Origin of the sequence: Dokdonella sp., from assembly GCF_035703485.1 — a bacterium.
Taxonomy (GTDB): Bacteria; Pseudomonadota; Gammaproteobacteria; order Xanthomonadales; family Rhodanobacteraceae; genus Dokdonella.
Genome location: NZ_DASSYD010000002.1, coordinates 1 through 24,045 on the forward strand (window position 1 = coordinate 1; position 24,045 = coordinate 24,045).

Here is a 24,045-nt window from a genome sequence, read left to right on the forward strand (position 1 = left end):
CGGGTCGACTGGACTGGAGAGACGATCAACCAGTGCCGAAGGCAATGAGCGATGTGCCGGCCAAATGGCAGCAGTGTCCGAATCGAATATGCCGATTACCGGAACCTTCGAACGATGGTGTTGCAGCTCGTTGCAGAAGGCGACGGCATCTGTGGCGTCACCGAGAAATTCCAGAAGGATCAGGTCGATCTGGGGCTCCTGGACCAGAAACGTACGCGCCTGGCCGATATCCTTGGCCGTGTAGATCGCATCGAACTCTTGCGTATCAAGCGCCTCGAACAGGAACCGCCGATCCTCGCGGTTCGTGGCGACGATCAGCACCGCTCCGCTGGTCTTGTCGACTACCATGAGGTCATCTGACCCAGCGACCATCGCGCAGGCGCGGCGGTGCATTCGAAGTCGCGCTGGTCGATAGGCGTTCGACCAGCACGTCAATTTCGTCAGGCAGATTCAAGGTCTTGGCCAGAAACACGATCTTGCGCAGATTACCGCTACGAACCCTGGCGAAGCGACGCAACAGCGCCGTGTTCGGAGGCTTGACCTGATCCTCGAAATCGATCAGCAGATAGACGCCGAACTGCATGCTTTGAGAAATGAATCGAAGTGCATCGTTGAAACGCTTGGAACCGGGGACGCGCGTTTCGCTCTGGCGCAGTGCAGCAATTCCGGATTCCGGATCCCACAGATAGACGGACTGGCCGCTACGCAGGGCCAGCTGGCGAAATTGCTCCAGCACCTCTTCGATATGTGCTGTCTCGATACCAATGAGATTGCCCTCAGCATCAAGGATCTGTTCGAGCAATTTTGGCGTGACAACTACATCCATTGCATCCGGCATCACTTTGACTGGGCATCTTTGCCGTCGACCCCGAACAGTAGACTGAACCGGACACATTGACCAGAGCCGCAGCTTGCCCGGATTATAGCTGTCCGCCTTACTCTAGGAACCGCCATGTTCGAAGGACTTCGTTTCAAGCACTGGAGCAGTGAATGCGACGCCGATGGCATCGTCGTATTGAGCATTGACAGGGCCGGCAGCTCAGTCAACACGTTCGCCCGCGAGGTGCTCGATGAGCTCAACGAAATGGTCGAGCGTCTATCGTTCGATCTGCCCAAGGGCCTCATCATCCGCTCCGGCAAGAAAGCCGGTTTCATCGCCGGTGCCGATATCAGCGAATTTGAAGGCTATGCAGAGGCCGGAACCGTGCTTGATGCCATCAGCTATGGTCAACGCGTCCTGCAAGGCCTGGCCCGGCTGCGCTGCCCGACCGTCGCCGCCATTCACGGTCATTGCATGGGCGGCGGCACTGAATTGGCCCTCGCGTGCAAGTACCGCGTCGCCAGTCGGGATCCCTCAACCAAGATTGGCTTGCCCGAAGTCAAGCTTGGCATTTTCCCGGGCTGGGGCGGCAGTGCGCGCCTGCCCTACCTGATTGGTGCGCCAAAGGCGCTTGAGTTCATGCTCAGTGGACGTTCGGCGTCTGCCGACTACGCACGATCCATCGGATTGGTCGATGCAGTGGCCTCCGCGGAGCTTCTGATCGAGCGCGCTCGTGAAATCATCTGGCGTCCACCAAGCCGGCCTGTCCAGCAACGCCTGACCGCCTGGGCGACGAATACCTGGCCAGCCAGACAAATTCTCGCCCCGATCATGCGCAAGCAGACCGCAGCCAAGGCGCGCCCCGAACACTATCCCGCGCCGTTTGCGCTGATCGAGACCTGGCGACGAGGAGGCAGCCTGTCACAGCGCCTCAAAAACGAGGCCCGCGGCGTCGCCAAGCTCGCGCAAACCTCGACCGCACGCAACCTGATTCGCGTTTTCTTCCTTCAGGAGCGGCTAAAAGGTCTCGGTAGCGGCGTCGATCACGGCATCCAGAATGTGCATGTCATCGGCGCTGGTGTGATGGGTGGTGATATTGCCGCGTGGTCGGCACTGCGGGGTTTCAACGTAACCTTGCAGGATCGCGAACAGAAATATATCGATCCCGCCATGCAGCGTGCGCGCAAGCTGTTCGAGAAGCGCCTGAAAACGGAGGATCGCATCAAGCCGGCGCTGGCAAGGCTCACCTCGGATGTCGAGGGCAAGGGCGTCGCCGCTGCCGATCTCGTCATCGAGGCCATCTACGAGAACGCCGAGGCCAAGGAAGCCCTGTACAAGAACGCTGAGCCCGACATGAAAAGCGATGCCCTGCTGGCTTCGAATACCTCCAGTATTCCGTTGAACGAACTTCGCGAAGCCGTGGCCGCGCCAGCCCGCTTCCTCGGCCTGCACTATTTCAATCCGGTGGCCTTGATGCCACTCGTCGAAATCGTGCGTCACGACAAGCTCGACGCGGCCAATGAAAAACGCGCACTGGCCTTCTGCAAGGCCATCGGCAAGCTACCGGTCCCGGTCAAGGGCACCCCGGGCTTCCTCGTCAACCGTATCCTCATGCCTTACATGCTTGAAGCCGTGCGCATGTACGGCGAGGGCATCCCAGGGCCTGTCCTCGACAAGGCGGCAAAGAAATTCGGCATGCCGATGGGACCCATCGAACTCGCCGATACCGTCGGCCTCGATGTCGCCGCCTCGGTGGGCAAGGAATTGTCGGAGTTTCTCAATCTCGAGATTCCCAAGGGCATGGAAACGCTGCTCGAATCGGGCAAGCGCGGCAAGAAGGATGGTGAGGGATTTTACAAATGGGAGGACGGCAAGGCGATCAAGCCCGAAGTCGATCCCGACTATACGGCGCCGGACGATATCGAAGATCGCATGATTCTGCCCATGCTCAATGAATCGGTCGCCTGCCTGCATGACGGCGTCGTCGACGATGCCGACCTGTGCGATGCGGGAGTTATTTTCGGTACCGGATTCGCCCCATTCCGTGGTGGTCCAATCCAGCACATTCGCGATACCGGTGCAGAAGCGCTCAAGCAACGTCTGCAGGCACTCGAAAAGCGCTATGGGCCACGTTTCACACCACGGCAAGGTTGGGACAGCCCGACCTTGAAAGAGGACGCCTGAGCAACCGCGGCGGTTCTGCCAGCCCTAACTATTCGGGTACGGTCCGGGCTTGCAGAGCTGCCTCGTGGATACGCAAATGGGTGCACGCCGCGCCGAGCAAAGGCGCATCGACATCCAGTGCCTGCGCCCGACTCAGCATGTCGCCGAGGACATGCTCAACCTCGCTTCGATGACCGCGTTCGACATCACGCAGCATCGAGGCCTTGAGCGGCGAATGCGCGGCGGTCAGGATCTGGATGGCTTCACTGCGGCTTTCCTCTGAGCCCTCATAGCCACTGCGTTTCGCTACCTCCATGCATTCCTGATAGAGGCGACGGGCAAGTTCCGCGCCGCCGGAGACGGCGACGATTTCGCCGATGCTGGCACGCATGAGGCAGGTGATTCCGGCGAGCGCCGTGAGCATGGTGAATTTGCTCCACATCGCGGCCACAACGTTGTCGCTGCAGATCGCTTGTGCATTCATGCCAAGCAAAGTGTCACGAATCGCCGTTGGAATGGCAGGCTGACCCGGACGAGCGCCGAAGGTCAGGCGATCCAGCGAACCGAATTGTCGGATCGAGCCGTCGCCCTGAAGGGTGACGGAGATGTGACAGAGCCCACCGAGCACCTTGCTCGACCCAAACGCCTGATCCAGCACTTGAAGGTGGCGCAGCCCATTGAGCAATGGCAGAACCTGCGCGCCCGAAGCGATCGCCGGCGCAATGGCTTCGATTGCCGAATCAAGGTCGTAGGCCTTGCACGAAAGCAGGACAAGATCGCAGCGATACGAGTCAGGCAGGGCAACCAGCGCATTCACCCTTGCATGCAGATCACCGGCAGGCGTCCTGACTCGAAGGCCGTCGCGTTTCAGCAATTCCGCCCGGGCGGGTCGTACGAGGAAATCGACCGCGGCTCCCGACTCGACCAATCGGGCGCCAAAATAGCCGCCAGTTGCCCCCGCGCCGAGAATGAGAGTACGCATCACATCGTATGCGTTGGTCGTTCCTGGCCGAGAATACCGGCCAGGATCGATTCAATCTTGGTCCGCGCGGCGTCGCCGTCGCTGGATTCGTTGAACTGCACGCCAATGCCTGCGGTGCGGTTCCCCTGCGCTCCGGGCGGAGTGATCCAGACCACCTTGCCGGCAACTGGCAAACGATCTTTCTCGTCCATCAACGAAAGCAGGATGAAAACTTCGTCACCCGGGTTGTAGCGCTTGCTGGTTGGCACGAACAATCCGCCACCACGCACAAACGGCATGTAGGCGTTGAACAGTGCGCCCTTGTCCTTGATTGCCAGAGACAGGATTCCCTGTCTCGGCATGCCACCACTGGCGGGTATCGACATGTCATGAACTCCGTGGCGTTTGCCAAGTATGCAAAAGATCGAGTACGACCAGATCGCTGCGAACCTGGGTTGCCAGCAACTCGCGCGAGCGATTCGCCGCAGCAAACCATGCGGCTAGCTTCGGTATTTCTGCAGGCCCGGTCAAGCCGAGCGTGCCACGACTTCCCTGGGCCAACTGGATGGCGTCCTCGCGAACGAGGACGGCGGCGTGCCACAGGCGCTGATCAGGGCGATCAGCCGCCCAGGCTTCGGCAACCGTCAACGCACGAGCACGATGGCCGCTCAAGGCCTGCAGGTCGCGCAGACATTCGCTGCGCAGACTGAGCGTGTCATCCGCCAACGCGTCGCGTGCACGGCCCGGGTTGCCAAGCATGGCAGTCAACGCCCGTTCGGCGTCAGCGTTGGCGATGCCCTGCCCGCGCAACCACTCCACGGCTTGCGCATGACCAGGCGGATTGATCTGGATGCGCTGGCATCGGCTGCGAATCGTCGCCGGCAATCGAGACGGCTGATCGCTGACCAGAACAAGCATGGTGCTGCCCGACGGCTCCTCAAGCGTCTTCAACAGTGCATTGGCGGCACTGGGATTCATGCGATCGGCAGGATCAATGATGGCCATCTGCATGCCGCCGAACTGGCTCGACAGCGAGAGCCGCTGTGACAAGTTTCGGATCTGTTCGATGACGATCTCGGTTCGTGGCGTCTTGCCGTCGTCACGCATTTCAAAACTCAGATGGACGCGGTCCGGATGTGATCCTGCGGCCATCAGCAAACATGAGCGACAGCGTGTGCAGGCGTATCCGTCACCACCCCGGCTTTCGCACAGCGCTGCAGCGACCAGCGCATCAGCCAGGGCCCGCTTGCCGAGGCCGCCTGCTCCACTCAGCATCAAGGCGTGTGGCAGTCGGCCATGCTGCAGGCGTTCACTCAGGGAGCGCCAGGTTTCATCCAGCCAGGGCGCCAGTTTCATGCGCCTTCCTTCTGTTTCGCGATGAAGGGATCAACCGCCGAACAAGCGGCGCGCAGGACAGCGTCGATTGCCTGATTTGAATCGATGAGACGAAATCGCTCTGGTTCGGCTTCGGCCCGCGCTCGATAGGCTGCCCTGACCCTTTCGAAGAATTCTGCCTTCTCGCTCTCAATGCGATCAGGGCTGCCTCGCCGTGCGGCGCGGGCTTGTCCGACTTCGACAGGCACATCGAGAAGCAAGGTCAGGCTTGGCCGCAAACCGTTCGCAGCCCAGCGCTCGAGCTCGGCAATGCGCTCGATTGGCTGACCTCTGCCTCCACCTTGATAGGCAAAACTCGCATCGGTAAAACGATCAGTCAACACCCAGTCGCCACATGACAATGCTGGCTCGATCACTTCACGAACCAGCTGCGCACGCGCAGCGAACATCAGCAGCAGCTCACTTTCGGCGCATACATTGGCCATCGCGCCATCCAGAACCAGACGACGAATGGCTTCACCGAGCGCTGTTCCGCCGGGTTCGCGGGTCACATGCAAAACGATACCCCGCGCCTCGATATGCGAACGCAATCCGGCCAGAACCGTGCTCTTGCCCGCCCCTTCGCCGCCTTCGAGGCTGATCAGGCAACCGCTCATTGTTTCCGCCGCCTCGCCAGATACTGTGCTACGGCGCGATTGTGCTCGGCCAGCGACGCCGAAAACGCGTGTCGTCCGCTGCCGTCACCGAGGGCGACGAAGTACAAGGCATTGCCGTCGGCCGGATGCAATGCCGCCTCAAGCGCAGGCAAACCCGGCAGCGCAATCGGAGTCGGTGGCAGTCCATCGCGGGTATAGGTGTTGTACGGCGTATCCGTATCCAGATCCCGACGCCGGATATTGCCGTCATATTGCTCGCCGAGGCCGTAGACCACGGTCGGATCAGTCTGCAAGCGAATGCCGATCTGCAAGCGTCGGGCGAACACCCCCGCAATCTGCGCGCGCTCTTCGCCGATCCCGGTTTCCTTCTCGATGATCGAAGCCAGGATCAAGGCTTCGTAGGGCGTCTTCAGCGGCACCGCGGGATCGCGCGCTGCCCACAATCGATCCAGCGCCTTCTTCATCGCCGCATGCGCGCGTTCAAGAATGACAATGTCGCTGTCTCCCTTGACCCAGGCGTAGGTTTCAGGAAGAAACCACCCCTCCGGCTTTTGATCGCCGATGCCGAGCTCGGCCGCAATCGTCGTTTCGCTCTTGCCGGGCAAGGTCTGCTGGAGACCGACTTCCCGGCCAAGGGCGAGGCGCAACTGATGAAACGTCCAGCCATCAACAATCGTGAAGTGACGCTGGACGACCTTGCCAGCCGCCATCATTTCGATCAGACCACGCGGTGTCAGGCCGGGAGCCAGTTGGTACTCACCGGCTTGCAGGCGCGAGGCAACCTTCATCTCGCGCGAAAGGAGTTTCCAGTAGAACGGCGACCCGCCGCTGATCTCCTCACGCCGCAACTGGCGTACCAACTCCTTGAACGGCGTACCGCGTTCGAAATCGATGGTTTGCGTTGTCGTCAGGTTGAGCGGCGCATCAACGAAGCGTCGATAGTCCTTCCAGGCCAGCATTGCCAGCACGCTGGCACCGGTGATGAGAACGAGAAACAAAACCAGGATCCAGCGCACGCGACCGTATTGAAAGTGAAGAGAATGCAAGGGCATCGGGGATCTGTCAGAGGGCCTCAGAGGGTAGCAGGAATGCCGGCTGTTTTCGGCCCGCCGCTGGTCAGGTTTCGAGACCGAACGCACGCAAAACGCCGCGTGCCTTGGCCCGGGTTTCCTCAAGCTCGAAGTTTGCCTCCGAATCGACGACGATGCCGGCGCCGGCCCGCAACTGGAGGGCAGGCCCGTTGATGGTCAGCGTGCGAATCAGGATGTTCAGATCAAGGTCACCGTTGTTGTCGAGGTAGCCGAAAGCGCCGGTATAGGCGCCCCGCGGTGCTTGCTCGAGTTCAGCAATGATTTCCATGCAGCGAACTTTCGGACAGCCGGTGATCGTGCCCCCGGGAAAGACTGCGCGAATGACGTCGGCAGGCGACACGTCCCCGCGCAAGCGGCCGCTGACATTGGAGACAATATGGTGAACGTGGGTGTAGCTTTCCACACCCATCAACTCGTCGACAATCACGCTCCCCGGCACGCAGACGCGGCCCAGATCATTGCGTTCCAGATCAATCAACATGACGTGCTCTGCACGCTCCTTTGGATGACCGATCAGTTCCTCGATTCTGGCAAAATCGTCGTCCGCATGATCTCTGGAGCGGGTTCCGGCAATCGGCCGCGTTTGCACCTTGTCGGCGAGAATCTGCACCAGTCGTTCAGGTGACGAGCTGGAGATCGCCCAGTTCTGCCATTGCAATAGACCGGAAAACGGTGCCGGATTGGATTTGCGCAAGGCGGCATGGATATCAGCCGCCGACGCTTCGCCGGCCAGATCAATTCGCCACTCGCGCGACAGATTGACCTGAAAGACATCACCCGCGCGCAGGTAGTCATGCACTTTCGCCACGCCATCGAGGAAGGCCTGAGGCTCATCTTCTTCGACGCGCTCAAGCTGCAATGCACACGGGCGCCAGGCGCCAGCTGCACGCAAATCCGTTTCGACGAGGTCGAGCAAACGTTCAAAACCCGACTCGGCAATCAACGTGGTTTGATTCTGTTCGTGATCGACAATCACGCTGACCGGGCAGCGCAAAGCCAGCGCAACCGGTGGCCCATCAACAGGCAGGGAAAGACGCAGGCGTGGTTCGATCTCGGCGGCCAGTTCGTAGCCGAGATAGAGAAACCAGCCGCCCTGAAACATGGGTGCATCCGGATGTCTGGCTGTCACATCCCGCTGTTCGCGCCAGGCTTGATCGAGCACGTCAAGAAAACGGCTTCCCAACACGTTACCGGCGTCATTGCGCACGCAGCCGTCTGCATCCAGCTGGATCGTGCGCTGTGGAAATGCCGCGAGCACGTCACGGCAAGCCGACGGCGTACCGTGCGCAGCACTTTCGAGGAGTCCGGGATAACGATCAGGACAAACAGCCGCCAGGGCGAGCAGATCGTGCTTGCCCTGGAGCACCCGGATCGTGACAGACATTTCTGGTTCGCTGATCGCGCTCAGATGCTGCGAAATACCAGTGTGCCGTTGGTGCCACCGAAACCGAAGCCGTTGGAGATGGCGACCGAGATCTTCTTCTCGCGAGCAACATTCGGCACATAGTCGAGGTCGCAGCCTTCGCCCGGATTGTCGAGGTTGATGGTTGGCGGAATGATGCCGTGATGCAGGGCGAGAATCGTGAAAATCGCCTCGACACCGCCAGCCGCACCGAGCAGATGGCCGGTCATCGATTTGGTCGAGCTGACCATCGTCTTGTAGGCGTGATCGCCCAATGCGCGTTTGAGCGCCAAGGTCTCGGCGAGATCGCCAAGCGGCGTGGACGTGCCGTGAGCATTCAGATACTCGACCTGATCAGCGTTCACCCCTGCATCGTTCATGGCTGCTTTCATGCACCGTGAAGGGCCTTCGCCATTTTCACTGGGGGCCGTCATGTGAAACGCATCACTGCTCGCGCCGCTACCAGCGAGCTCGCAATAAATGCGCGCCCCGCGCGCCTTGGCGGATTCATACTCTTCGAGAATCAGAATGCCGGCGCCGTCACCGAGCACAAAACCGTCGCGATCGGCATCCCACGGACGACTCGCCCGTTGCGGATCATCGTTGCGCGTCGACATCGCCTTCATCGAGCAGAAGCCGCCGACCGCAGTCGGCACGCTCGCATATTCGGCACCACCTGCAATCATGATGTCCGCATCGCCATACTGGATCAGGCGCATGGCCATGCCGATGCTGTGATTCGATGTCGCGCAAGCGGATACTGCCGAGAAATTGGGTCCCTTGGTGCCCGTCATGATCGACAAATGGCCGGCCACCATGTTGATGATGGTTGAAGGAACATAAAACGGCGAGACCTTGCGCGGGCCACCTTCATGCAAGGCGAGCGTGGTCTTTTCAATCCCGTAGATTCCGCCGATTCCGGATCCAATCAAGGTGCCGATGCGCTCGGCATTTGCATCGGTGATTTCGAGGCCAGCATCCTTCAGCGCCATCAAGCTGGCCGCGACGCCATAATGAATGAAGGCATCCATCTTCTTGACGTCTTTCGGGGTGATCCAGACGCTCGGATCAAAATCCTTGATCTCGCCCGCGATGCGCGTCGAGTAAGCGGAACAATCGAAATTGGTGAGCGGGCCAATACCGCTGCGACCTGCGGTGATATTGCCCCAGGCGGTGGCCAGATCATTGCCGACCGGGCTGATGATGCCCATGCCGGTAACAACAACGCGACGCTTGCTCATTCTCGTGCTTCCGTATTGCCCGGAATCGCTATGCCCAACATACGCGTGCGTAGCGTTGCCGATCCTCAAAATGAACACTGCGCCTCAAGGGCGCAGTGTGGCGAAACTGAACTGGCCTGATCATGCTTGTTCGTGCCCCGGACTCAGACTACCCCGAACACGCTTGCTGGTCAGTACATCGGCAAGTCGAAATGCCGATGACCCGAAATCAGGATTTGACGTGAGCCTTGACGTAATCAACGGCCTGCTGAACGGTCGTGATCTTCTCGGCATCTTCGTCCGGAATCTCGCATTCGAACTCTTCTTCGAGAGCCATCACCAACTCGACGGTATCGAGTGAATCGGCGCCCAGATCATCAACGAACGACGCGTTTGGCGTGACCTCGTCTTCCTTTACGCCCAGCTGCTCGACGACGATTTTCTTGACGCGTTCTTCAATAGTGCTCATGAGTGTGTTGTCTCCCGATGGGATCTTATGTGTGATTTTGGATGCGGATAACCGATGACGATACGCTGTCCCGGATTCCGCTGCACAGGCAGGAAAGCCTGCGAAGCGCCGCGAATTGTAGTGCAACGTGCCGACGCTCGCTAGCGCCGGAATTCCTTGCAATCTTGATCCATCTCCCATAGGGCGATGGCTGATGTCGCATTTGTCTTGTCGCGTGAGCTGCTTTATCGGGGCGAAACCATCCCGACTCAAGCCATATGCATGCCGCCATTTACGTGCAGGGTTTCTCCGGTGATGTAGGCCGCAGCCGGTGAGGCGAGAAACGCAACAGCCTCGGCAATGTCCGATGGCTCACCCAAACGCTGCAAGGCGATCTGCCCGACCAGCGCGTTTCGTTGCTCCTCGGGTAACGTGCGGGTCATGTCGGTATCGATGAATCCAGGTGCCACCACATTGACCGTGATGCCGCGCGAACCGACTTCGCGAGCCAGCGATTTCGAAAACGCAATGATGCCCGCCTTGGCCGCAGCGTAGTTGGTTTGCCCTGCGTTGCCGATCGAACCAATCACCGATGCGATGCTGATGATGCGCCCCTTGCGCGCCTTCATCATGCCGCGCAACACTGATTTCGACGTTCGAAACACCGAGCTGAGATTGGTATCGAGGATCGCCTGCCAGTCTTCCTCCTTCATGCGCAGCAGCAACTGATCACGAGTGATCCCGGCATTGTTGACCAATATCGAAATGGCACCGAACTCGGTCGCAATTGCCGACAGTGCGGTTTCGACAGCAGCACTGTCACTGACATCAAGCGCACGTCCCGTTCCACCCTTTGCAGCAAGCCGGTCGCTGATCGCCTGGGCACCACTTTCAGTGGTTGCCGTGCCGATGACCGTGGCACCACGCGTGGCCAACGCGTCCGCAATGGCCGCGCCGATTCCACGGCTGGCACCGGTTACCAGGGCAATCTCGCCGCTCAATGATGCAGACATTGAAACTCCTCAACTGTTGGATACAACGGGTCTTCAGGCCCAGGCTTCGCGCGCAGTCGCCAACTCATCCGGCGTTCCCAGAGAGCGCATGTCAATGTTCTTGTCGATGCGTCGACTGAGGCCGCTGAGAACCTTGCCCGGGCCGCATTCGCCGCAGCGCGTGACGCCTTCCGCGATCAAAGCCTGAACAGACTGAACCCAGCGTACCGGCAAATAAAGCTGGCGCACCAGAGCGTCGCGGATGTCGTCGGTTGTCTGATGAACGCGTGCGTCGACGTTTTGCACGACTGGAATGGTCGGCTCCTGCCATGAATAAGCCGCCATGGCCTCCTCCAGCCGGTTGGCTGCTTCACGCATCAGCGGTGTATGTGAAGGCACACTCACCGCCAGCTTGACCGCCTTGCGCACACCCGCCTCGGCCAGCTTGGCCAGCGCCGCGTCGACGGCAGCGACATGACCACCGATGACGATTTGACCCGGCGAATTGTAATTGGCCGGAACCACCACATGATCGCCGGACACTTCACGACAAATCGTCTCGACCACGTCATCCTCGGCGCCAATCACGGCAGCCATGGCGCCGATGCCAGCCGGCGCGGAGGCTTGCATGGCCTGACCGCGAATTCGTACAAGATGGGCTGCGTCGACGAGCGTGATGGCCTCGGCAGCAACCAGAGCGGTGTACTCACCGAGACTGTGACCGGCCAAATACGAGGGTTGCGCTCCAGCCGATGCCTGCCAGACCCGCCAGACTGCCACACCTGCCGCCAGCAAGGTCGGCTGCGTGTATTCGGTGCGATTGAGCATTTCTTCCGGGCCGCCCTGCGAAAGCGCCCAGAGATCGATCCCTGCGCCTTGCGAAGCTTCGACAAAGGTCTCCTGGACAATCGGATTCTGGTCTGACAGCGAGGCCAGCATGCCAAGGCTTTGCGAGCCCTGGCCGGGAAAGACGAAAGCGAGTGCAGTCATGGAATGTGTCCCGAATCAGTAGCGCAGCAGCGCCGAGGCCCAGGTAAAGCCGCCACCGAAGGCTTCGAGCAACACGTTCTGGCCGCGCTTGACCTTGCCCGAACGTATCGCTTCATCAAGCGCCAGCGGCACCGAACCGGAAGAGGTGTTGCCGTGCCGATCCACGGTGACGATTACGCGCTCCATTGGCAGTTTGAGCCGCTTGGCCGTGGCTTCGATGATGCGTAAATTGGCCTGGTGCGGAATCAGCCAGTCGACCTGGGATTCATCCATGCCAGCCGCCTCGAGGGTTTCGGCAACGATCCGGTCGAGCGTCCTGACCGCGACCTTGAACACCTCGTTGCCGGTCATCATCACACGAATACCGTGATTCGGCTCATCATCGCGGAAACCGGCCGAAACCCCGACCGGGTTGTACAGCAGATGCTTGTAGCCCCCATCCGCATGCAAGCGCGTCGTGTAAATGCCAGGCTCCTCGGCTGCTTCCAGAACCACGGCGCCAGCACCATCACCAAACAGGACGCAGGTGCCGCGATCACTCCAGTCGAGCATGCGCGTCAGCGTCTCGGCGCCGACCACGAGAACCTTCCTTGCCTGCCCGCTGCGAATGAATGCATTGGCCACACCGAGCCCATAGACGAAGCCCGAACAAGCTGCATTGACGTCGAATGCGGCGCAGCCGTTGGCACCCAGACGATGCTGGAGCAGGCAGGCTGTGGACGGAAATATGATGTCGGGCGTGGTCGTGCCGAGCACGATCATGTCCAGCTCGGAAGCCTCGATCCCGGCCGCTTCCATGGCCCGCGTAGCGGCATGAAAGGCCAGATCTCCGGTCGTTTCACCGTCGGCAGCCTTGCGTCGCTCACGGATACCGGTGCGCGTTCGAATCCACTCGTCACTGGTCTCGACGAATTTCTCGAGATCCTTGTTGGTGACGATCTGTTCCGGCAGATAGCTGCCAGTTCCCGCGATGCGTGAGTACAACAGAGTCGATTCTCCCGAACAAAAGGAAACGGCGGATACCTTGGCATCCGCCGTTTCGGCAAATCAATTGCGCCTGTCCAATCAACAGGTTGCTAGCGCAAAATCAATCCGCGTCGGCGACCGATCCCTTGGTTTCGATCACTTTCTTGCCACGATAGTAACCATCTTTGGTCACGTGGTGGCGAATATGCACTTCACCGGAGGTCGGATCAGTGGCCAATTGCTTGGCGCTGAGGGAATCGTGCGCACGGCGCATGCCACGCTTGGAAGGGGATTTACGACTTTTGGCAACTGCCATGACAACTCTCCAGATGAAACCGGTGCTTGCAAACAAGCGACTATTGTAATGAATCGGTGGCGATAGCGGGATCCCCTGGCGGAAATCGCGGCGATCAGTGTTTTGAGTTCTTCAACTGCCCGAGCACGGCGAACGGATTCGGCGGCTGTTCATCCTCCGGATCAGGTCCGGAGGTAACCGGAACCTGCTCCAGTGGCGCGCCCGGACTCAGCGCGACCAGAGGCAATGCAAGGATCAACTCATCCTCGATGACATCTTTCACACAAAGCTGGCCATCCTCGACCAGCAGCGGATCGTATCCTTCCGGCAAGCGCGCTTCCTCGGAATCGTCGCGAATCAATCCGAGACGTTGGTCAACCCGGATTGGCTGCGAATACTCAGCCATGCTGCGCTGACAAATCAATTTCAGCGAAGTGTCGAGCTTGAGATCAATGTAGCTGATCTCGAATGCGTCACGATCAAACTCGATGTAATAGCTGACTTCGCCATCCGCGGATGCCAGCAACCCGACCAGACGGCGCATCTGCGCCACGGCGAGGGTTCCCTCGAACACGCGCCGTGCCTGCACCGTGCGCCAAGGGTCAAGACTATCGGGCAAGGTGTTCGACATGGGCGCGCGATGGTAGGTGCGGCATCTCTCAAAGTCAAACGAGAATTGCTGCAAGCGATTGACTCGGCCGACAATTCTAGCGGTTTTGGCGGGGAATTGCTGGTCGGGGCCGCAACCGGCAAACTGGAGCCATGATCGGAGATTCCACCGTGTTCCAATATCTGTTGATTGCCGCCCTGTTGCTCACGCCTGTTGTGGTTGTGGTGTGGGTGCGCGAGCGCCATCTGGCGGCGCGCGCGCGTGAGTTACGCAGAGTTCTCGACCATGCCGATGCACTGGAAAACGAACTCCAGGAGTGCCGCCGGCGCCTGCGTGAGATCCCGGCGATGGTCAGTCGCCTGCCACCGGCCATCAGCCTGTCCGCTCATGCCACGCTGACCGCCGAACCCGAAGTCCAGGCCGCCCTTCACGATTTGCTCCAGCACCGTCTCTGGCTGAAGCAGTTTGGCGCGGATGCATCGCTACAGGCGTTGAAAGCGGCATCAGCAGCGCTGGACACGTCTCGACAGAAACTTGCAATCCAGCTGCAACAGCTTGGGGAAGTGCGTCATGACCTGGAGCAGGCCGGCGCCGACCTGAAGGCCTCATTGACTTGATCACCCCGCCGCGCCCCATCGTTCTCGCATCAAGTTCGCCTTATCGCGCCGAATTGCTGAAAAGGGTAGTGGCTGAATTCGAGACTTGTGCCGCGCAAGTTGATGAAACCGCGGTCGAGGATGAAATGCCCGCCGCTACAGCCATCCGACTGGCGCGAAACAAAGCTTCGGCGGTCGCCAGTCGCTATCCGGACTGCATTGTCATCGGCTCGGATCAGGTCGCTGAACTTGATGGCGAGGCAATCGGCAAGCCACATGACTTCGATCGCGCTCGCGCCCAACTGCTGGCCTGCTCGGCGCGCATCGTCGACTTTCATACTGCCGTCTGTCTGATCGATCCGGATTCAGGCAGTGATCGTCAAATCGAAACACTGGACACGACGCGCGTCGTGTTCAGAGAGCTGGGCGAAGCGGAAATCTCGCGCTATCTGGCCATCGACAAACCTTTCGATTGCGCCGGCAGTTTCAAGATCGAGAATGCAGGTGTGGCCTTGTTTGAACGTGTGGAAAGCAGCGACCCGGCCGCGCTTGTCGGATTGCCACTGATCGCCTTGTGCCGCTTGCTGCGTCAGGCCGGCGTACAACTCCCCTGACCGACTGCCAAGCGTTCGGCGGCAGATCCCGTTAAGCTCAGCTCTGCATATGCACAAGCAACAATCAGCAGAATCTCCTGACATGCCAGATTCCACCCCCTTGCAAAACCCGGACACCAAACCACTCGATGCCGAGCTGCGCGAAGCCCTCGCGCGAAGCATTGCCCAGGTCAACAGCGTTCTGCTTGGCAAGCGCCACGAGGTTCGTCTGGCCTTCGTCTGCCTGCTCGCCGGTGGACATTTGCTGATCGAGGACTTGCCCGGCGTTGGCAAGACCACGCTCGCTCATGCCCTGGCCATGACCCTCGGTCTCGATTTCCACCGCGTCCAGTTCACCAGCGACCTGCTGCCTTCGGACATCATCGGCGTCAGCATCTACGAGCGCGACGCAGGCAATTTTCGCTTTCATCCCGGTCCGCTGTTCACCCAGCTTCTGCTCGCCGACGAGATCAACCGGGCGACACCGAAGACTCAAAGCGCATTGCTCGAGGCCATGGCCGAAGGTCAGGTGACGATTGATGGCCACACGCATACGCTACCCGAGCCGTTTTTTGTCGTGGCCACGCAGAACCCGGTTGATTTTGCCGGAACATTCCCATTGCCGGATTCCCAGCTTGATCGCTTCATGCTGCGCATGAGCCTCGGCTACCCCGATGCAGAGTCCGAGCGTGCCATGCTCGCCTCCAGCGACCGGCGGGTCCTGCTCGAAAGCCTGCCTGCCTGCTTGCGCCCTGCCCAGATTCTCGCATTGCGCAAGGTTGTTGCCGACGTCGTTGCAAGCTCGGCCTTGATCGACTACGTGCAGCGCTTGCTTGAAGCCAGTCGCATGCATGGCGAAGTCCAGATCGGACTCTCGCCAAGAGCCGGCCTGGCGATTCTCGCGGCAGCACGTGCCCATGCCGTGCTTGGCGGACGCGGCTATGCGCTGCCGGAAGATGTGCAGGCGGTATTTCCGTACATTGCCGCCCATCGACTGAATCTCGGATCAGGCGCACGTTCCAGTTCCAATGAGATCATCTCGCGACTGATCGAGGCGACAGCGGTGCGATGAGCGCTTTCGGCGTGGTCGGCAACCTGGGCCAGCGATTGCTTGCTCTCGCCGAACGACGGCTACCAGCGTTGACGCGACTGCGCGCCGTCGAGGCCTTGCCAATTCGCCTGCATCGCCGTCGAATTTATGTTTTGCCAAGCCTGTTCGGCATCGGTTTCGCCGCGCTCTTGCTGATCATGCAGTTGGGTGCGCTGAACTATGCGAACAATCCCGCCCTGCTCCTGACCTGCCTGCTCGGAGCCGCAGCCTGGATGAGCCTGTACGCAGGTTTCCGCTGCATCAGCGGACTCGAGCTGAGCGCCATCCAGGCGACGGAAAGTCATGCCGGCTCAAGCGTATCGATCCGTTGTCGCTTCGCCTCGTCGACCCGCTCCCGACCCAATCTGCGCATACGCTGGGCGGGTATCGACCACGCATTCGCAATCGCCGCCGGACCGCCGACCGAGACCACGCTTGAACTACCTGCACAGCGCCGCGGCTGGATGCATCCGGGTCGACTCAAACTGTGGACGGATCAGCCGCTCGGCTTGTTCGTCATCTGGAGCTGGCTCAATCCCGAATTCTCGGTTCTCATTTACCCTGCACTTGAAGCGTCACCGCCACCTTTTCCGTTTGATGGCAAACGCTCCGGCATTCGCATGGCGCGCAATGAAGGCGACGAGTATTCGGGCTTGCGTGACTACCGCAGCGGCGACCCGCAGCGACAGATTGCCTGGAAAGCCTCGGCCAGACACGACTCTCTTCTCGTTCGCGAGAGTGAACGCCTGATCCAGGATGACCTGCATTTCGACTATGCAGCGATCCGGGGCCTCGATCACGAAGCCCGCATCCGCCGCCTGACCGCCTGGGTTGTTGCGGCGGACAACGCTGAACTTGGATTCACACTTGAGCTTCCCGATCAATGCATCGGTCCGGGACACGGCGCACTTCATCGGCACGCCTGTCTGCGCGCCCTGGCCCTGCTTCCCGATGCGCATTGATCAACGCCAGTTCAATTTGCTGGCTGTCGCCGCCCTGGTTGCGCTGGCGGCGCATCTCGTGCGCTTGCCGCTATGGCTGGCAATCCCCCTGATCGCGATTGCGCCATGGCGCATGTGGAGTCGCAGTCGTGACCCCAAGCCGATATCGGCGTGGATACGCGTGCCGCTGGTTTTCGCGCTGGTTTTTGTGATCTTCAACCACTACGGCAATATCTTTGGACAAGAACCCGGCAGCGCCCTGGCCTGCGGTTTGCTCATGCTCAAGATCCTCGAAAGCGAGAGGGTTCGCGATGCGCGGGCGGCCATCGGCTTTGCCGCGTTTGTTCTGATGAGTGCCTTGTTGTTCACCCAGACCATGGCCTTCACCCTGCTCATCTGCCTTAGCCTGGTGGTGCTGCTGGCCGCCCTCAATGCCCTGCAACCTGCACCCATCCTTACGCGCAACCTGTTCGCCAGTGAATTGCGTACCGCGGCCCTTCTGCTTGGCTTCGGCCTGCCATTGGCGCTTGCCGCATTTCTTTTTGTGCCACGCCTGAGTTCGCCGCTGTGGGGTTCACCCGGCGCCTTCGAAGATGCACGAACCGGCTTGAGTGAAACCATGGCCCCCGGGTCGATGACCGAACTGCTGATCGACGACTCACCGGCGCTGCGCGTGCACTTCGAGGGCAAGGTCCCGCCCAGCTCGGCACGTTATTTTCGTGCGCTTGTCCTTTGGGATTTCGATGGCAGAACCTGGACCCGGGACGGTTGGCGGCCCCAGAACTCGCTTGAAACCGTCAATTCAGCCGCCGACGAGATCAGTTACGAAGTCACCCTGGAACCGACCAACCGGCCATGGCTGCCTGCCCTGGATGTGCCGCTGGAGACTCCGGATCGTTCACGCATGAGTCGGGATCGCACCCTGCATGCGAGAAACAGTGTCGATCAACTGCGTCAATATCGTGTCCGCTCGGCACTCAGCTACCAGCTCGCCGCGTCGCTCGCCCCACTTGATCGCCGTCGGGCACTGCGCCTGCCCAAGGATTTCAACCCGAAAACTCTTGCCCTTGCCAAGCAATGGCGATCCGAGGGCAGCGATGACAGCACCATCATTCAAGCCGCGCTCGACCGCTTCAATGCGAGCTTCACCTACACCTTGTCGCCACCCTTGCTCGGACGAAATTCGGTTGATGATTTTCTGTTCGACACCCAGGCTGGATTCTGCGAGCACTACAGCTCAGCCTTCGTCGTACTGATGCGCGCTGCGGGAATTCCGGCCCGCGTGGTTACCGGCTATCAGGGCGGCTGGTGGAATGCGCTCGGCAAATACCTGCTGGTGCGCCAGTCCGATGCACATGCCTGGGCCGAGGTGTGGCTGGATGGTCGTGGCTGGGTCCGGGTTGATCCGACCGCCGCAGTCAGTCCGGCTCGCGTCGAACAAGACGGCTCGACCGCTGGCGCTGGAGCAGCGTGGAACCCGGGCTCATGGCTGCTTGAAATCCGCAATCGTCTCGACGTCGTCAACCGGATGTGGACGCAGACCATTGTCCAGTTCAACGCACTCCGGCAAAAGAGTCTGTTGACACCCATCGGAATATCCAACGCCGATCAAGGCGATCTGCTGCGCGTGCTTGCCTGCGTGATTGCCGCCTTCCTGATCATCACGACACTTTGGGTACTGCGAAGTGGCCGCGGTCGAAAAGGCGACCGGCTCGACCTGGCATGGCACAAACTGCAACGGAGACTCGCACGTCGCGGCTTTCCGGTACAAGACGATGAAGGGCCGAACGATTATCTGAAACGGATCAAATCCCGGCTCGACAACGATTCGACAACGGCTGCGCTGGAGCAGTTGATCCGACACTACATCGAATTGCGCTATGCCACGGCGAGCCCAAAGGATGCAGATATTCAGGCATTCGCGCGCAGAATCAGGGAATTGAAGCTGCCGCGTGCGGTCAATAGCTGAAACATGAAGAGGAATGCCATGAACAAGTCGGTCTTTCTGATCCCAATTGTCGCCTCGCTCGGAGCCTGCGCGACGGCACCGGTTCCGCTCAAGGGCGAATTCTCGACGATTACCCCCCAGGCCAGCGTTGCACAGGGCCAATCCGCCGAGCATGTGCGCTGGGGTGGCGAGATTATCAAGGTCGTGCCAGGCGCAAATGAAACCTGCTTCGAAGTACTCTCACGAGAACTGGATTCCAGAGCGCGTCCGCGCAATCGTGACAACAGCGAAGGACGTTTTATTGCCTGCCGCTCAGGATTCTATGATCCGGAGGTATTTACCAAGGGTCGTGAGTTGACCGTCACCGGCCATTTGAATGGCACCGAGGTCGGCAAGGTTGGCGAATTCGACTACATCTACCCGAAACTCGCCGCCGATGCGATCTACCTGTGGCCGAAGCGTCCACTGGTCATCGATCAACGCAATGCCTGGCCGCATGATCCGTTCTGGGGGCCGTACTTCGGTCCGTATTGGGGCGGCGGCTTCTGGGCGACGCCACCGGTCGTGATCATCAGACCGAATCCGTCGCCAAAGAAGTAGCGGGCAACGCTGATCGAAGCGCTCAGCCCGGGGGCCAGGTCAATTGGCGCCCCGCGAGCAGATGCAGGTGCAGGTGATAAACCGATTGCCCGCCGTCCTCGTTGCAGTTGATCACGCAGCGATAGCCTTTCTCGGCGAACCCCTCGGCCTTGGCATAGGCTGTCGCCGCCAGCACGAGCTTGCCAATCAAGGTCGCGTCGGCGGCCTCAAGATCGTTCAGAGTTGCGATCGGCTTGCGGGGAATAAACAGGATATGCGTCGGCGCCTGACCGTTGATATCGCGAAAGCCGACGACGTCATCGTCTTCATGGACGATATCGGCCGGGATCTCGCGACGGATGATCTTGGAAAAAATGGTATCGCCCACGACACTCTCCTCTACAACGATTGACGTCCGCCAAAAGCATGCGCAAGCGTGCCGCGGTCGATGAATTCCAGCTCTCCGCCAAGCGGAACGCCATGTGCGAGGCGACTCGCTTTCACATCAGCCGCCTTGGCCAATTGCGAAAGCATATGCGCAGTAGCCTCGCCTTCGACAGTCGGATTGGTCGCCACGATCATTTCCGTGATCTCACCTTCGCCCAGCCGCGCGGCCAGCAAATCAAGGCCGAGCTCCTTCGGCCCGAGCCCATCCATTGGCGAGAGCCGGCCAAGCAGGACGAAATAGTGCCCGCGATAACCTGTCGCGGTTTCGATCGCCAGCTGATCGACCGGGGTTTCGACGATGCACAGCAGGTGCTTGTCGCGCGATGCATTCGCGCACAGCGAACAGATCTCCTGCTCACTGAATCCCCGACAGCGGCCGCAATTGCCGACCTTCTCGATGGCCAGTGCCAGACGTTCCGACAAACGCCTGGCGCCGGCCCGATCACGTTCGAGCACATGGAAGGCCATGCGTTGGGCAGTCTTGGCACCGACTCCGGGCAGGCAGCGCAGGGCCTCGATCAGATCGGTCAGCAGGGGTGAGCCAGTAGTCAAAACGGCATCTTGAATCCGGGCGGAAGGTTCATCCCTTCAGCCAGACCACCCATGCGTTCCTTGCTCATCGCCGCGACCTTGTTGACCGCGTCATTGAACGCCGCAGCAACCAGATCCTCGGCCATTTCCGCATCGTCGGCGAACAGCTTGCGATCAATCGTCACCCGGCGCACTTCATGGCGGCCACTCATGATCACGCTGACAAGGCCGCCGCCGGACTGGCCGGTGACCTTCTGTTGGGCCAACTCCTCCTGCATACGTTGCATGTCTTCCTGCATGCGTTGAGCTTTCTGCATCAAACCGGCCAGGGGACCTTTCATTTCAATTCTCCAGAGGGCGCACGGAATCAGAGATGAGGCGTGCACCGAAGGTTTCAATCAGGGACTGCACGGCCGGATCAGCCTGCAGGCCATCGTGGGCCTCTTGCTGGCGCGAAGCACTGGCGCGTGCATTCACATCGGCCGGACTCTCAGCAGCATCGGCGACGTTTTCGATCTTGATCTTGATCGGACGCTTGAGCACGTCTCCCAGACGCTTTGTCAGGAGTTCGATCAGCGGCTGGGCAATGAAATGCTCATGCGCGGACTTCACACCCAGGCGCAACAGGTTGCCTTCGACGCCGAGCAGGACCGAATGCAAGGCCAGTTGTTTGACCGGCCCACCGAGATCGGCGCGATCGATCAATCCTTGCCAGTCGTGGATTTCGAGCGGGCCACTCGCCACGGTGGGTTCCGCCACCTTGTCGTGCGGCGCTTGCGCAACGGTCGCAGAGGTGCCCTGTGCAGATGACATCGCATCGGTGCTGATCGCCGCCGCGGAACGCCTGGGCGCAGGTGCATGGGTATGTGCCTTCGCTGCGGCAGGCGGCCGGGGCCGAGCGGATCCGCCACCGTCTCCGCCAGCACCAGGCGCGAACGCCAGCATGCGCAGCAAGGCCATTTCGAAACCAACCCGAGCCGTCGGCGCCAATGGCAGGTCACGACGAGCGGTTACGGCAATCTGGTAGTAGAGCTGCACTTCACGTGGGTCGATCACTTCGGCGAGCCCAGAAAGTCCGGCATCATCATCGTGGGCCGCATCGGCAAGCAATTGCCGAAGCTGGACCCGATGCAGCAAGCCTGCAAGCTCATCTAGCACCTGGGCAAAATCCGGCGCGAACTCGGCGATGCGTTCAATCTCGGCGAGCAATTGTGCTGCATCATTGGCAGCCAATGCCTCGAGCAGGGTCTTGACCTTGGCCCGCTCAACCGTGCCAAGCATCGAATGCACATCGGCCGCGATCAGACTGCCACCGCCATGGGCGATGGCCTGATCGAGCAGCGACAATCCATCGCGCAGCGAACCATCGGCCGCTCGCGACAATACCTCGATCGCCTCCTCATCGAAATTGACCGCTTCGGCAACGAGGATATGCCGCATCTGACCGACGATCTGCTCCGGGGTCAGCCGCTTGAGGTTGAACTTGATGCAACGCGACAGCACGGTGATCGGCAGCTTCTGCGGATCCGTCGTCGCGAGCAGGAACTTCACATGCGCCGGTGGCTCCTCAAGCGTCTTCAGCAGCGCATTGAACGCTGCCTTCGAGAGCATGTGCACCTCATCGATGAGATAGACCTTGTGGCGCCCGCGCGCTGGTGTGTACTGGGCGTTGTCGATCAGGTCACGCACATTGTCGATGCCGGTATTGCTTGCGGCATCGATCTCAAGCAAGTCGACAAAACGTCCGCCATCAATCTCGGTACAGATGCTGCAGACCCCACACGGCTGCGAGGTCGGCCCTTTCTCGCAATTCAGTGATTTGGCGAAGATCCGCGCAATCGTCGTCTTGCCGACGCCGCGCGTGCCGGTGAACAGGAAGGCGTGGTGGATGCGACCACCATCGAGCGCGTGGGACAACGCGCGCACGACATGTTCCTGCCCTACCAGCTCGGAAAACTGCTTGGGGCGCCACTTTCGAGCAAGGACCTGATAGGACATCGTGAATTCCGGAAATCGATCCCCTGATTGTGCCAACTTATCGCGGCACTCACCAAACTACTTGGGTTTGCGCTTGTCTGATGAGGGCATGCCTAGTATCCTCCGCCGCCCGTCGTCACCTGTGTCAGGGAAGGCCGGATCGAGGGTTGTGGAGAGGTGTCCGAGTGGTTGAAGGAGCACGCCTGGAAAGTGTGTAAGCGGCTAAACCCCGCTTCGCGGGTTCGAATCCCGCTCTCTCCGCCAGATTTTGTTCTGACGCAAGATTGGAGTTTCCGCTCCGATCATTGATCATGGATGAGCGGGATGCGAACCCGCTGAAATCAAACGCACGTCTTATGGTGGCTCCGTTGGTGCCTTCGCGACGATAGCTTGTGAACTCCGCCAGGTCCGGAAGGAAGCAACGGCAGCAAGTGACTCGGGCGCCGGAGTGTCGCTGGCGGAGCTACCACCCTCCCTCGAACTGACGAAAATCCGCGCTCGCCGAGCCAAATTCTCGCCTCTACCGCGAAAGTCCGACAAGATGTCAGGCAAGAACGACCGAACTTCGAGGAAACCATCATGAGCGCCAAGGCAATGCTGATCCCGTGTCTCCATTGCGGGGCCATGAACCGGTCTCCCGAATCGCGGCTGGCCGATAGCCCAACTTGCGGACGCTGTCAGCAGCCCCTTTATTCCGCAAAGCCGGGCGTTCTCGGCGTGGCCGATTTCGATGCCAAGGCACTCGCCGGTGATCTGCCGATCCTGATTGATTTCTGGGCGCCGTGGTGTGGTCCATGCATCAACATGGCACCGCATTTCAGCGATGCCGCGAAACAACTGGGACCGCGCGTGCGCCTGGCCAAGGTGGATACCGAGGCCGAGCAGGCACTCGGCTCGCGCTTTGCGATCCGCAGCATCCCGACGCTGATCCTGTTTGCCGGTGGTCGCGAGATTGCGCGCCAGTCCGGCGGCATGGGTGTCGGCCAGATTGTGCAATGGACCGAACAGCAACTTCAGCGCATCAGCTGATACGCGGCTCGTTGCGGCAGGCTGCAGGTGCCCTCGATCGCTGCTCCCGACGCGATTCTACCGACTGCATCCCTGCAGGCGTCATCTGCCTTCGGTACCTTTTCCCGGCGAGAGAAGAAACAAGCGCGTCTAAGGCAACGCTGATCAAGTGGCCCAACCGTCATGGCATTCAGAAGGTTCGCCGGTCGTGCTGCGTGGCGAAGTGAAGGCTGGTTGCCTTGACAAGCCGCGCGGTGCGGCTGGCGGACCTTCTGGATGCCACCTGTTTCAACAAAAACAATCGGTTAGGCGACACCTGTCTGCGCGCAGCTCTTTGTTGCGCTGGCTTGAAGCGACTGCATGGATGCAGGAGGTAGAGCAACGCA

27 protein-coding genes, 1 tRNA gene, 1 other RNA gene and 1 pseudogene are annotated in these 24,045 nt (G+C 60.2%); 10 read left to right on the forward strand and 20 right to left on the reverse strand.

The features are described from left to right. Together VFN25_RS00075 and VFN25_RS00080 are read right to left on the reverse strand one after the other, a co-directional pair. Positions 1–348 (reverse strand): annotated as a pseudogene (locus tag VFN25_RS00075) (hypothetical protein); the annotation flags it as partial. A gap of 4 nt (positions 349–352) precedes the next feature. Then, positions 353–826 carry a hypothetical protein gene (locus VFN25_RS00080; RefSeq protein WP_325137496.1) on the reverse strand — a complete coding sequence of 158 codons (474 nt, stop codon included), beginning with the start codon at positions 824–826 and terminating at the stop codon, positions 353–355. 126 nt (positions 827–952) lie between these two features. On the opposite strand from VFN25_RS00080, the gene VFN25_RS00085 reads away from it, so the two are divergent. Continuing rightward, positions 953–3,004: a 3-hydroxyacyl-CoA dehydrogenase NAD-binding domain-containing protein gene (locus tag VFN25_RS00085; RefSeq protein WP_325137498.1), complete on the forward strand. Its 2,052-nt coding sequence runs from the start codon at positions 953–955 to the stop codon at positions 3,002–3,004. A 28-nt stretch (positions 3,005–3,032) separates the two neighbouring features. Here the strand turns inward: VFN25_RS00085 and VFN25_RS00090 are convergent, their stop codons facing one another. The 13 genes from VFN25_RS00090 to VFN25_RS00150 all read right to left on the reverse strand — a co-directional run bounded on the left by VFN25_RS00090 (position 3,033) and on the right by VFN25_RS00150 (position 13,970). Next, on the reverse strand, positions 3,033–3,965 hold the full coding sequence (locus VFN25_RS00090; protein WP_325137500.1) for a ketopantoate reductase family protein: 933 nt from the start codon (positions 3,963–3,965) through the stop codon (positions 3,033–3,035). Beyond that, positions 3,965–4,330 (reverse strand): PilZ domain-containing protein, encoded by a 366-nt coding sequence (locus VFN25_RS00095; RefSeq protein ID WP_325137502.1) that lies wholly within the window; start codon positions 4,328–4,330, stop codon positions 3,965–3,967. Before VFN25_RS00095 ends, VFN25_RS00090 begins: the two co-directional genes overlap by 1 nt. A 1-nt stretch (position 4,331) precedes the next feature. Beyond that, positions 4,332–5,300: a DNA polymerase III subunit delta' gene (holB, locus tag VFN25_RS00100; protein WP_325137504.1), complete on the reverse strand. Its 969-nt coding sequence runs from the start codon at positions 5,298–5,300 to the stop codon at positions 4,332–4,334. Next, entirely contained in the window at positions 5,297–5,935 is a 639-nt protein-coding gene (gene tmk, locus VFN25_RS00105; RefSeq protein WP_325137507.1) for a dTMP kinase, read from the reverse strand. The genes holB and tmk overlap by 4 nt, the downstream gene beginning before the upstream one ends. Further along, a complete protein-coding gene (gene mltG / locus VFN25_RS00110) occupies positions 5,932–6,987 on the reverse strand; it encodes an endolytic transglycosylase MltG (RefSeq protein ID WP_325137511.1) in 1,056 nt (351 codons plus the stop codon). Before mltG ends, tmk begins: the two co-directional genes overlap by 4 nt. A gap of 64 nt (positions 6,988–7,051) precedes the next feature. Then, a complete protein-coding gene (locus tag VFN25_RS00115) occupies positions 7,052–8,410 on the reverse strand; it encodes an aminodeoxychorismate synthase component I (RefSeq protein ID WP_325137513.1) in 1,359 nt (452 codons plus the stop codon). Between the two features lie 20 nt (positions 8,411–8,430). After that, on the reverse strand, positions 8,431–9,669 hold the full coding sequence (gene fabF, locus VFN25_RS00120) for a beta-ketoacyl-ACP synthase II (protein ID WP_325137514.1): 1,239 nt from the start codon (positions 9,667–9,669) through the stop codon (positions 8,431–8,433). 208 nt (positions 9,670–9,877) lie between these two features. Next, complete coding sequence (gene acpP / locus VFN25_RS00125) at positions 9,878–10,117, reverse strand: acyl carrier protein (protein ID WP_092404824.1); 240 nt, start codon at positions 10,115–10,117, stop codon at positions 9,878–9,880. Between the two features lie 248 nt (positions 10,118–10,365). Then, positions 10,366–11,109, reverse strand: coding sequence for a 3-oxoacyl-ACP reductase FabG (gene fabG, locus VFN25_RS00130; RefSeq protein WP_325137519.1), 744 nt, complete (start codon positions 11,107–11,109; stop codon positions 10,366–10,368). 33 nt (positions 11,110–11,142) lie between these two features. Next, a complete protein-coding gene (gene fabD, locus VFN25_RS00135; protein WP_325137521.1) occupies positions 11,143–12,078 on the reverse strand; it encodes an ACP S-malonyltransferase in 936 nt (311 codons plus the stop codon). Between the two features lie 15 nt (positions 12,079–12,093). Further along, positions 12,094–13,065, reverse strand: a complete 972-nt coding sequence (locus VFN25_RS00140; protein ID WP_325137550.1) for a beta-ketoacyl-ACP synthase III — start codon at positions 13,063–13,065, stop codon at positions 12,094–12,096. A gap of 100 nt (positions 13,066–13,165) precedes the next feature. Then, positions 13,166–13,360, reverse strand: coding sequence for a 50S ribosomal protein L32 (gene rpmF, locus VFN25_RS00145; RefSeq protein ID WP_325137523.1), 195 nt, complete (start codon positions 13,358–13,360; stop codon positions 13,166–13,168). A gap of 94 nt (positions 13,361–13,454) precedes the next feature. Continuing rightward, the gene (locus VFN25_RS00150; protein WP_325137527.1) at positions 13,455–13,970 is read right to left on the reverse strand and encodes a YceD family protein; all 516 of its coding nucleotides are present in this window, start codon (positions 13,968–13,970) and stop codon (positions 13,455–13,457) included. Between the two features lie 164 nt (positions 13,971–14,134). Between VFN25_RS00150 and VFN25_RS00155 the strand changes: the two genes are divergently transcribed. From VFN25_RS00155 to VFN25_RS00180, 6 genes are all read left to right on the forward strand, one after another. Further along, positions 14,135–14,566 (forward strand): hypothetical protein, encoded by a 432-nt coding sequence (locus VFN25_RS00155; RefSeq protein WP_325137529.1) that lies wholly within the window; start codon positions 14,135–14,137, stop codon positions 14,564–14,566. After that, positions 14,566–15,159 (forward strand): nucleoside triphosphate pyrophosphatase, encoded by a 594-nt coding sequence (locus VFN25_RS00160; protein WP_325137552.1) that lies wholly within the window; start codon positions 14,566–14,568, stop codon positions 15,157–15,159. Before VFN25_RS00155 ends, VFN25_RS00160 begins: the two co-directional genes overlap by 1 nt. A gap of 82 nt (positions 15,160–15,241) precedes the next feature. Continuing rightward, positions 15,242–16,210: an AAA family ATPase gene (locus tag VFN25_RS00165; protein ID WP_325137531.1), complete on the forward strand. Its 969-nt coding sequence runs from the start codon at positions 15,242–15,244 to the stop codon at positions 16,208–16,210. Continuing rightward, the gene (locus VFN25_RS00170; protein WP_325137533.1) at positions 16,207–17,190 is read left to right on the forward strand and encodes a DUF58 domain-containing protein; all 984 of its coding nucleotides are present in this window, start codon (positions 16,207–16,209) and stop codon (positions 17,188–17,190) included. Before VFN25_RS00165 ends, VFN25_RS00170 begins: the two co-directional genes overlap by 4 nt. After that, a complete protein-coding gene (locus VFN25_RS00175) occupies positions 17,180–19,138 on the forward strand; it encodes a DUF3488 and transglutaminase-like domain-containing protein (RefSeq protein ID WP_325137535.1) in 1,959 nt (652 codons plus the stop codon). Before VFN25_RS00170 ends, VFN25_RS00175 begins: the two co-directional genes overlap by 11 nt. Before the next feature lie 18 nt (positions 19,139–19,156). After that, positions 19,157–19,717, forward strand: a complete 561-nt coding sequence (locus tag VFN25_RS00180) for a Slp family lipoprotein (protein ID WP_325137537.1) — start codon at positions 19,157–19,159, stop codon at positions 19,715–19,717. A gap of 22 nt (positions 19,718–19,739) precedes the next feature. On the opposite strand, the gene VFN25_RS00185 is transcribed toward VFN25_RS00180, so the two are convergent. From VFN25_RS00185 to dnaX, 4 genes are read right to left on the reverse strand one after another with little or no spacing between them, the layout of a single operon-like run. Further along, positions 19,740–20,084, reverse strand: a complete 345-nt coding sequence (locus VFN25_RS00185) for a histidine triad nucleotide-binding protein (protein WP_325137539.1) — start codon at positions 20,082–20,084, stop codon at positions 19,740–19,742. Between the two features lie 11 nt (positions 20,085–20,095). Then, entirely contained in the window at positions 20,096–20,695 is a 600-nt protein-coding gene (recR, locus tag VFN25_RS00190) for a recombination mediator RecR (protein WP_325137541.1), read from the reverse strand. Then, complete coding sequence (locus tag VFN25_RS00195) at positions 20,692–21,015, reverse strand: YbaB/EbfC family nucleoid-associated protein (RefSeq protein ID WP_325137543.1); 324 nt, start codon at positions 21,013–21,015, stop codon at positions 20,692–20,694. Before VFN25_RS00195 ends, recR begins: the two co-directional genes overlap by 4 nt. Before the next feature lies 1 nt (position 21,016). Continuing rightward, the gene (gene dnaX, locus VFN25_RS00200) at positions 21,017–22,672 is read right to left on the reverse strand and encodes a DNA polymerase III subunit gamma/tau (protein ID WP_325137544.1); all 1,656 of its coding nucleotides are present in this window, start codon (positions 22,670–22,672) and stop codon (positions 21,017–21,019) included. Between the two features lie 150 nt (positions 22,673–22,822). Between dnaX and VFN25_RS00205 the strand changes: the two genes are divergently transcribed. The 3 genes from VFN25_RS00205 to trxC all read left to right on the forward strand — a co-directional run bounded on the left by VFN25_RS00205 (position 22,823) and on the right by trxC (position 23,680). Then, positions 22,823–22,915: transfer RNA gene (locus VFN25_RS00205), tRNA-Ser, on the forward strand. A 102-nt stretch (positions 22,916–23,017) separates the two neighbouring features. Further along, positions 23,018–23,114, forward strand: an RNA gene (gene ffs / locus VFN25_RS00210) — signal recognition particle sRNA small type. A gap of 116 nt (positions 23,115–23,230) precedes the next feature. Then, on the forward strand, positions 23,231–23,680 hold the full coding sequence (gene trxC / locus VFN25_RS00215; RefSeq protein WP_325137546.1) for a thioredoxin TrxC: 450 nt from the start codon (positions 23,231–23,233) through the stop codon (positions 23,678–23,680). A 169-nt stretch (positions 23,681–23,849) separates the two neighbouring features. Here the strand turns inward: trxC and VFN25_RS00220 are convergent. Continuing rightward, positions 23,850–24,045, reverse strand: a 196-nt coding sequence (locus VFN25_RS00220; protein WP_325137548.1) for a hypothetical protein, incomplete at its 5' end; no start/stop codon positions are given.

What these genes read in the sequence shown, in the direction of transcription:
- mltG (WP_325137511.1), bottom strand. Translation starts at nt 6,987, where the DNA reads ATGCCCTTGCATTCTCTTCACTTTCAATACGGTCGCGTGCGCTGGATC.
- dnaX (WP_325137544.1), bottom strand. Translation starts at nt 22,672, where the DNA reads ATGTCCTATCAGGTCCTTGCTCGAAAGTGGCGCCCCAAGCAGTTTTCC.
- holB (WP_325137504.1), bottom strand. Translation starts at nt 5,300, where the DNA reads ATGAAACTGGCGCCCTGGCTGGATGAAACCTGGCGCTCCCTGAGTGAA.
- fabG (WP_325137519.1), bottom strand. Translation starts at nt 11,109, where the DNA reads ATGTCTGCATCATTGAGCGGCGAGATTGCCCTGGTAACCGGTGCCAGC.
- VFN25_RS00165 (WP_325137531.1), top strand. Translation starts at nt 15,242, where the DNA reads ATGCCAGATTCCACCCCCTTGCAAAACCCGGACACCAAACCACTCGAT.
- rpmF (WP_325137523.1), bottom strand. Translation starts at nt 13,360, where the DNA reads ATGGCAGTTGCCAAAAGTCGTAAATCCCCTTCCAAGCGTGGCATGCGC.
- VFN25_RS00095 (WP_325137502.1), bottom strand. Translation starts at nt 4,330, where the DNA reads ATGTCGATACCCGCCAGTGGTGGCATGCCGAGACAGGGAATCCTGTCT.
- VFN25_RS00170 (WP_325137533.1), top strand. Translation starts at nt 16,207, where the DNA reads ATGAGCGCTTTCGGCGTGGTCGGCAACCTGGGCCAGCGATTGCTTGCT.
- fabF (WP_325137514.1), bottom strand. Translation starts at nt 9,669, where the DNA reads ATGAGCAAGCGTCGCGTTGTTGTTACCGGCATGGGCATCATCAGCCCG.
- VFN25_RS00085 (WP_325137498.1), top strand. Translation starts at nt 953, where the DNA reads ATGTTCGAAGGACTTCGTTTCAAGCACTGGAGCAGTGAATGCGACGCC.
- VFN25_RS00115 (WP_325137513.1), bottom strand. Translation starts at nt 8,410, where the DNA reads ATGTCTGTCACGATCCGGGTGCTCCAGGGCAAGCACGATCTGCTCGCC.
- VFN25_RS00180 (WP_325137537.1), top strand. Translation starts at nt 19,157, where the DNA reads ATGAACAAGTCGGTCTTTCTGATCCCAATTGTCGCCTCGCTCGGAGCC.
- tmk (WP_325137507.1), bottom strand. Translation starts at nt 5,935, where the DNA reads ATGAGCGGTTGCCTGATCAGCCTCGAAGGCGGCGAAGGGGCGGGCAAG.
- fabD (WP_325137521.1), bottom strand. Translation starts at nt 12,078, where the DNA reads ATGACTGCACTCGCTTTCGTCTTTCCCGGCCAGGGCTCGCAAAGCCTT.
- VFN25_RS00175 (WP_325137535.1), top strand. Translation starts at nt 17,180, where the DNA reads ATGCGCATTGATCAACGCCAGTTCAATTTGCTGGCTGTCGCCGCCCTG.
- trxC (WP_325137546.1), top strand. Translation starts at nt 23,231, where the DNA reads ATGAGCGCCAAGGCAATGCTGATCCCGTGTCTCCATTGCGGGGCCATG.
- VFN25_RS00090 (WP_325137500.1), bottom strand. Translation starts at nt 3,965, where the DNA reads ATGCGTACTCTCATTCTCGGCGCGGGGGCAACTGGCGGCTATTTTGGC.
- VFN25_RS00080 (WP_325137496.1), bottom strand. Translation starts at nt 826, where the DNA reads ATGGATGTAGTTGTCACGCCAAAATTGCTCGAACAGATCCTTGATGCT.
- acpP (WP_092404824.1), bottom strand. Translation starts at nt 10,117, where the DNA reads ATGAGCACTATTGAAGAACGCGTCAAGAAAATCGTCGTCGAGCAGCTG.
- VFN25_RS00150 (WP_325137527.1), bottom strand. Translation starts at nt 13,970, where the DNA reads ATGTCGAACACCTTGCCCGATAGTCTTGACCCTTGGCGCACGGTGCAG.
- VFN25_RS00195 (WP_325137543.1), bottom strand. Translation starts at nt 21,015, where the DNA reads ATGAAAGGTCCCCTGGCCGGTTTGATGCAGAAAGCTCAACGCATGCAG.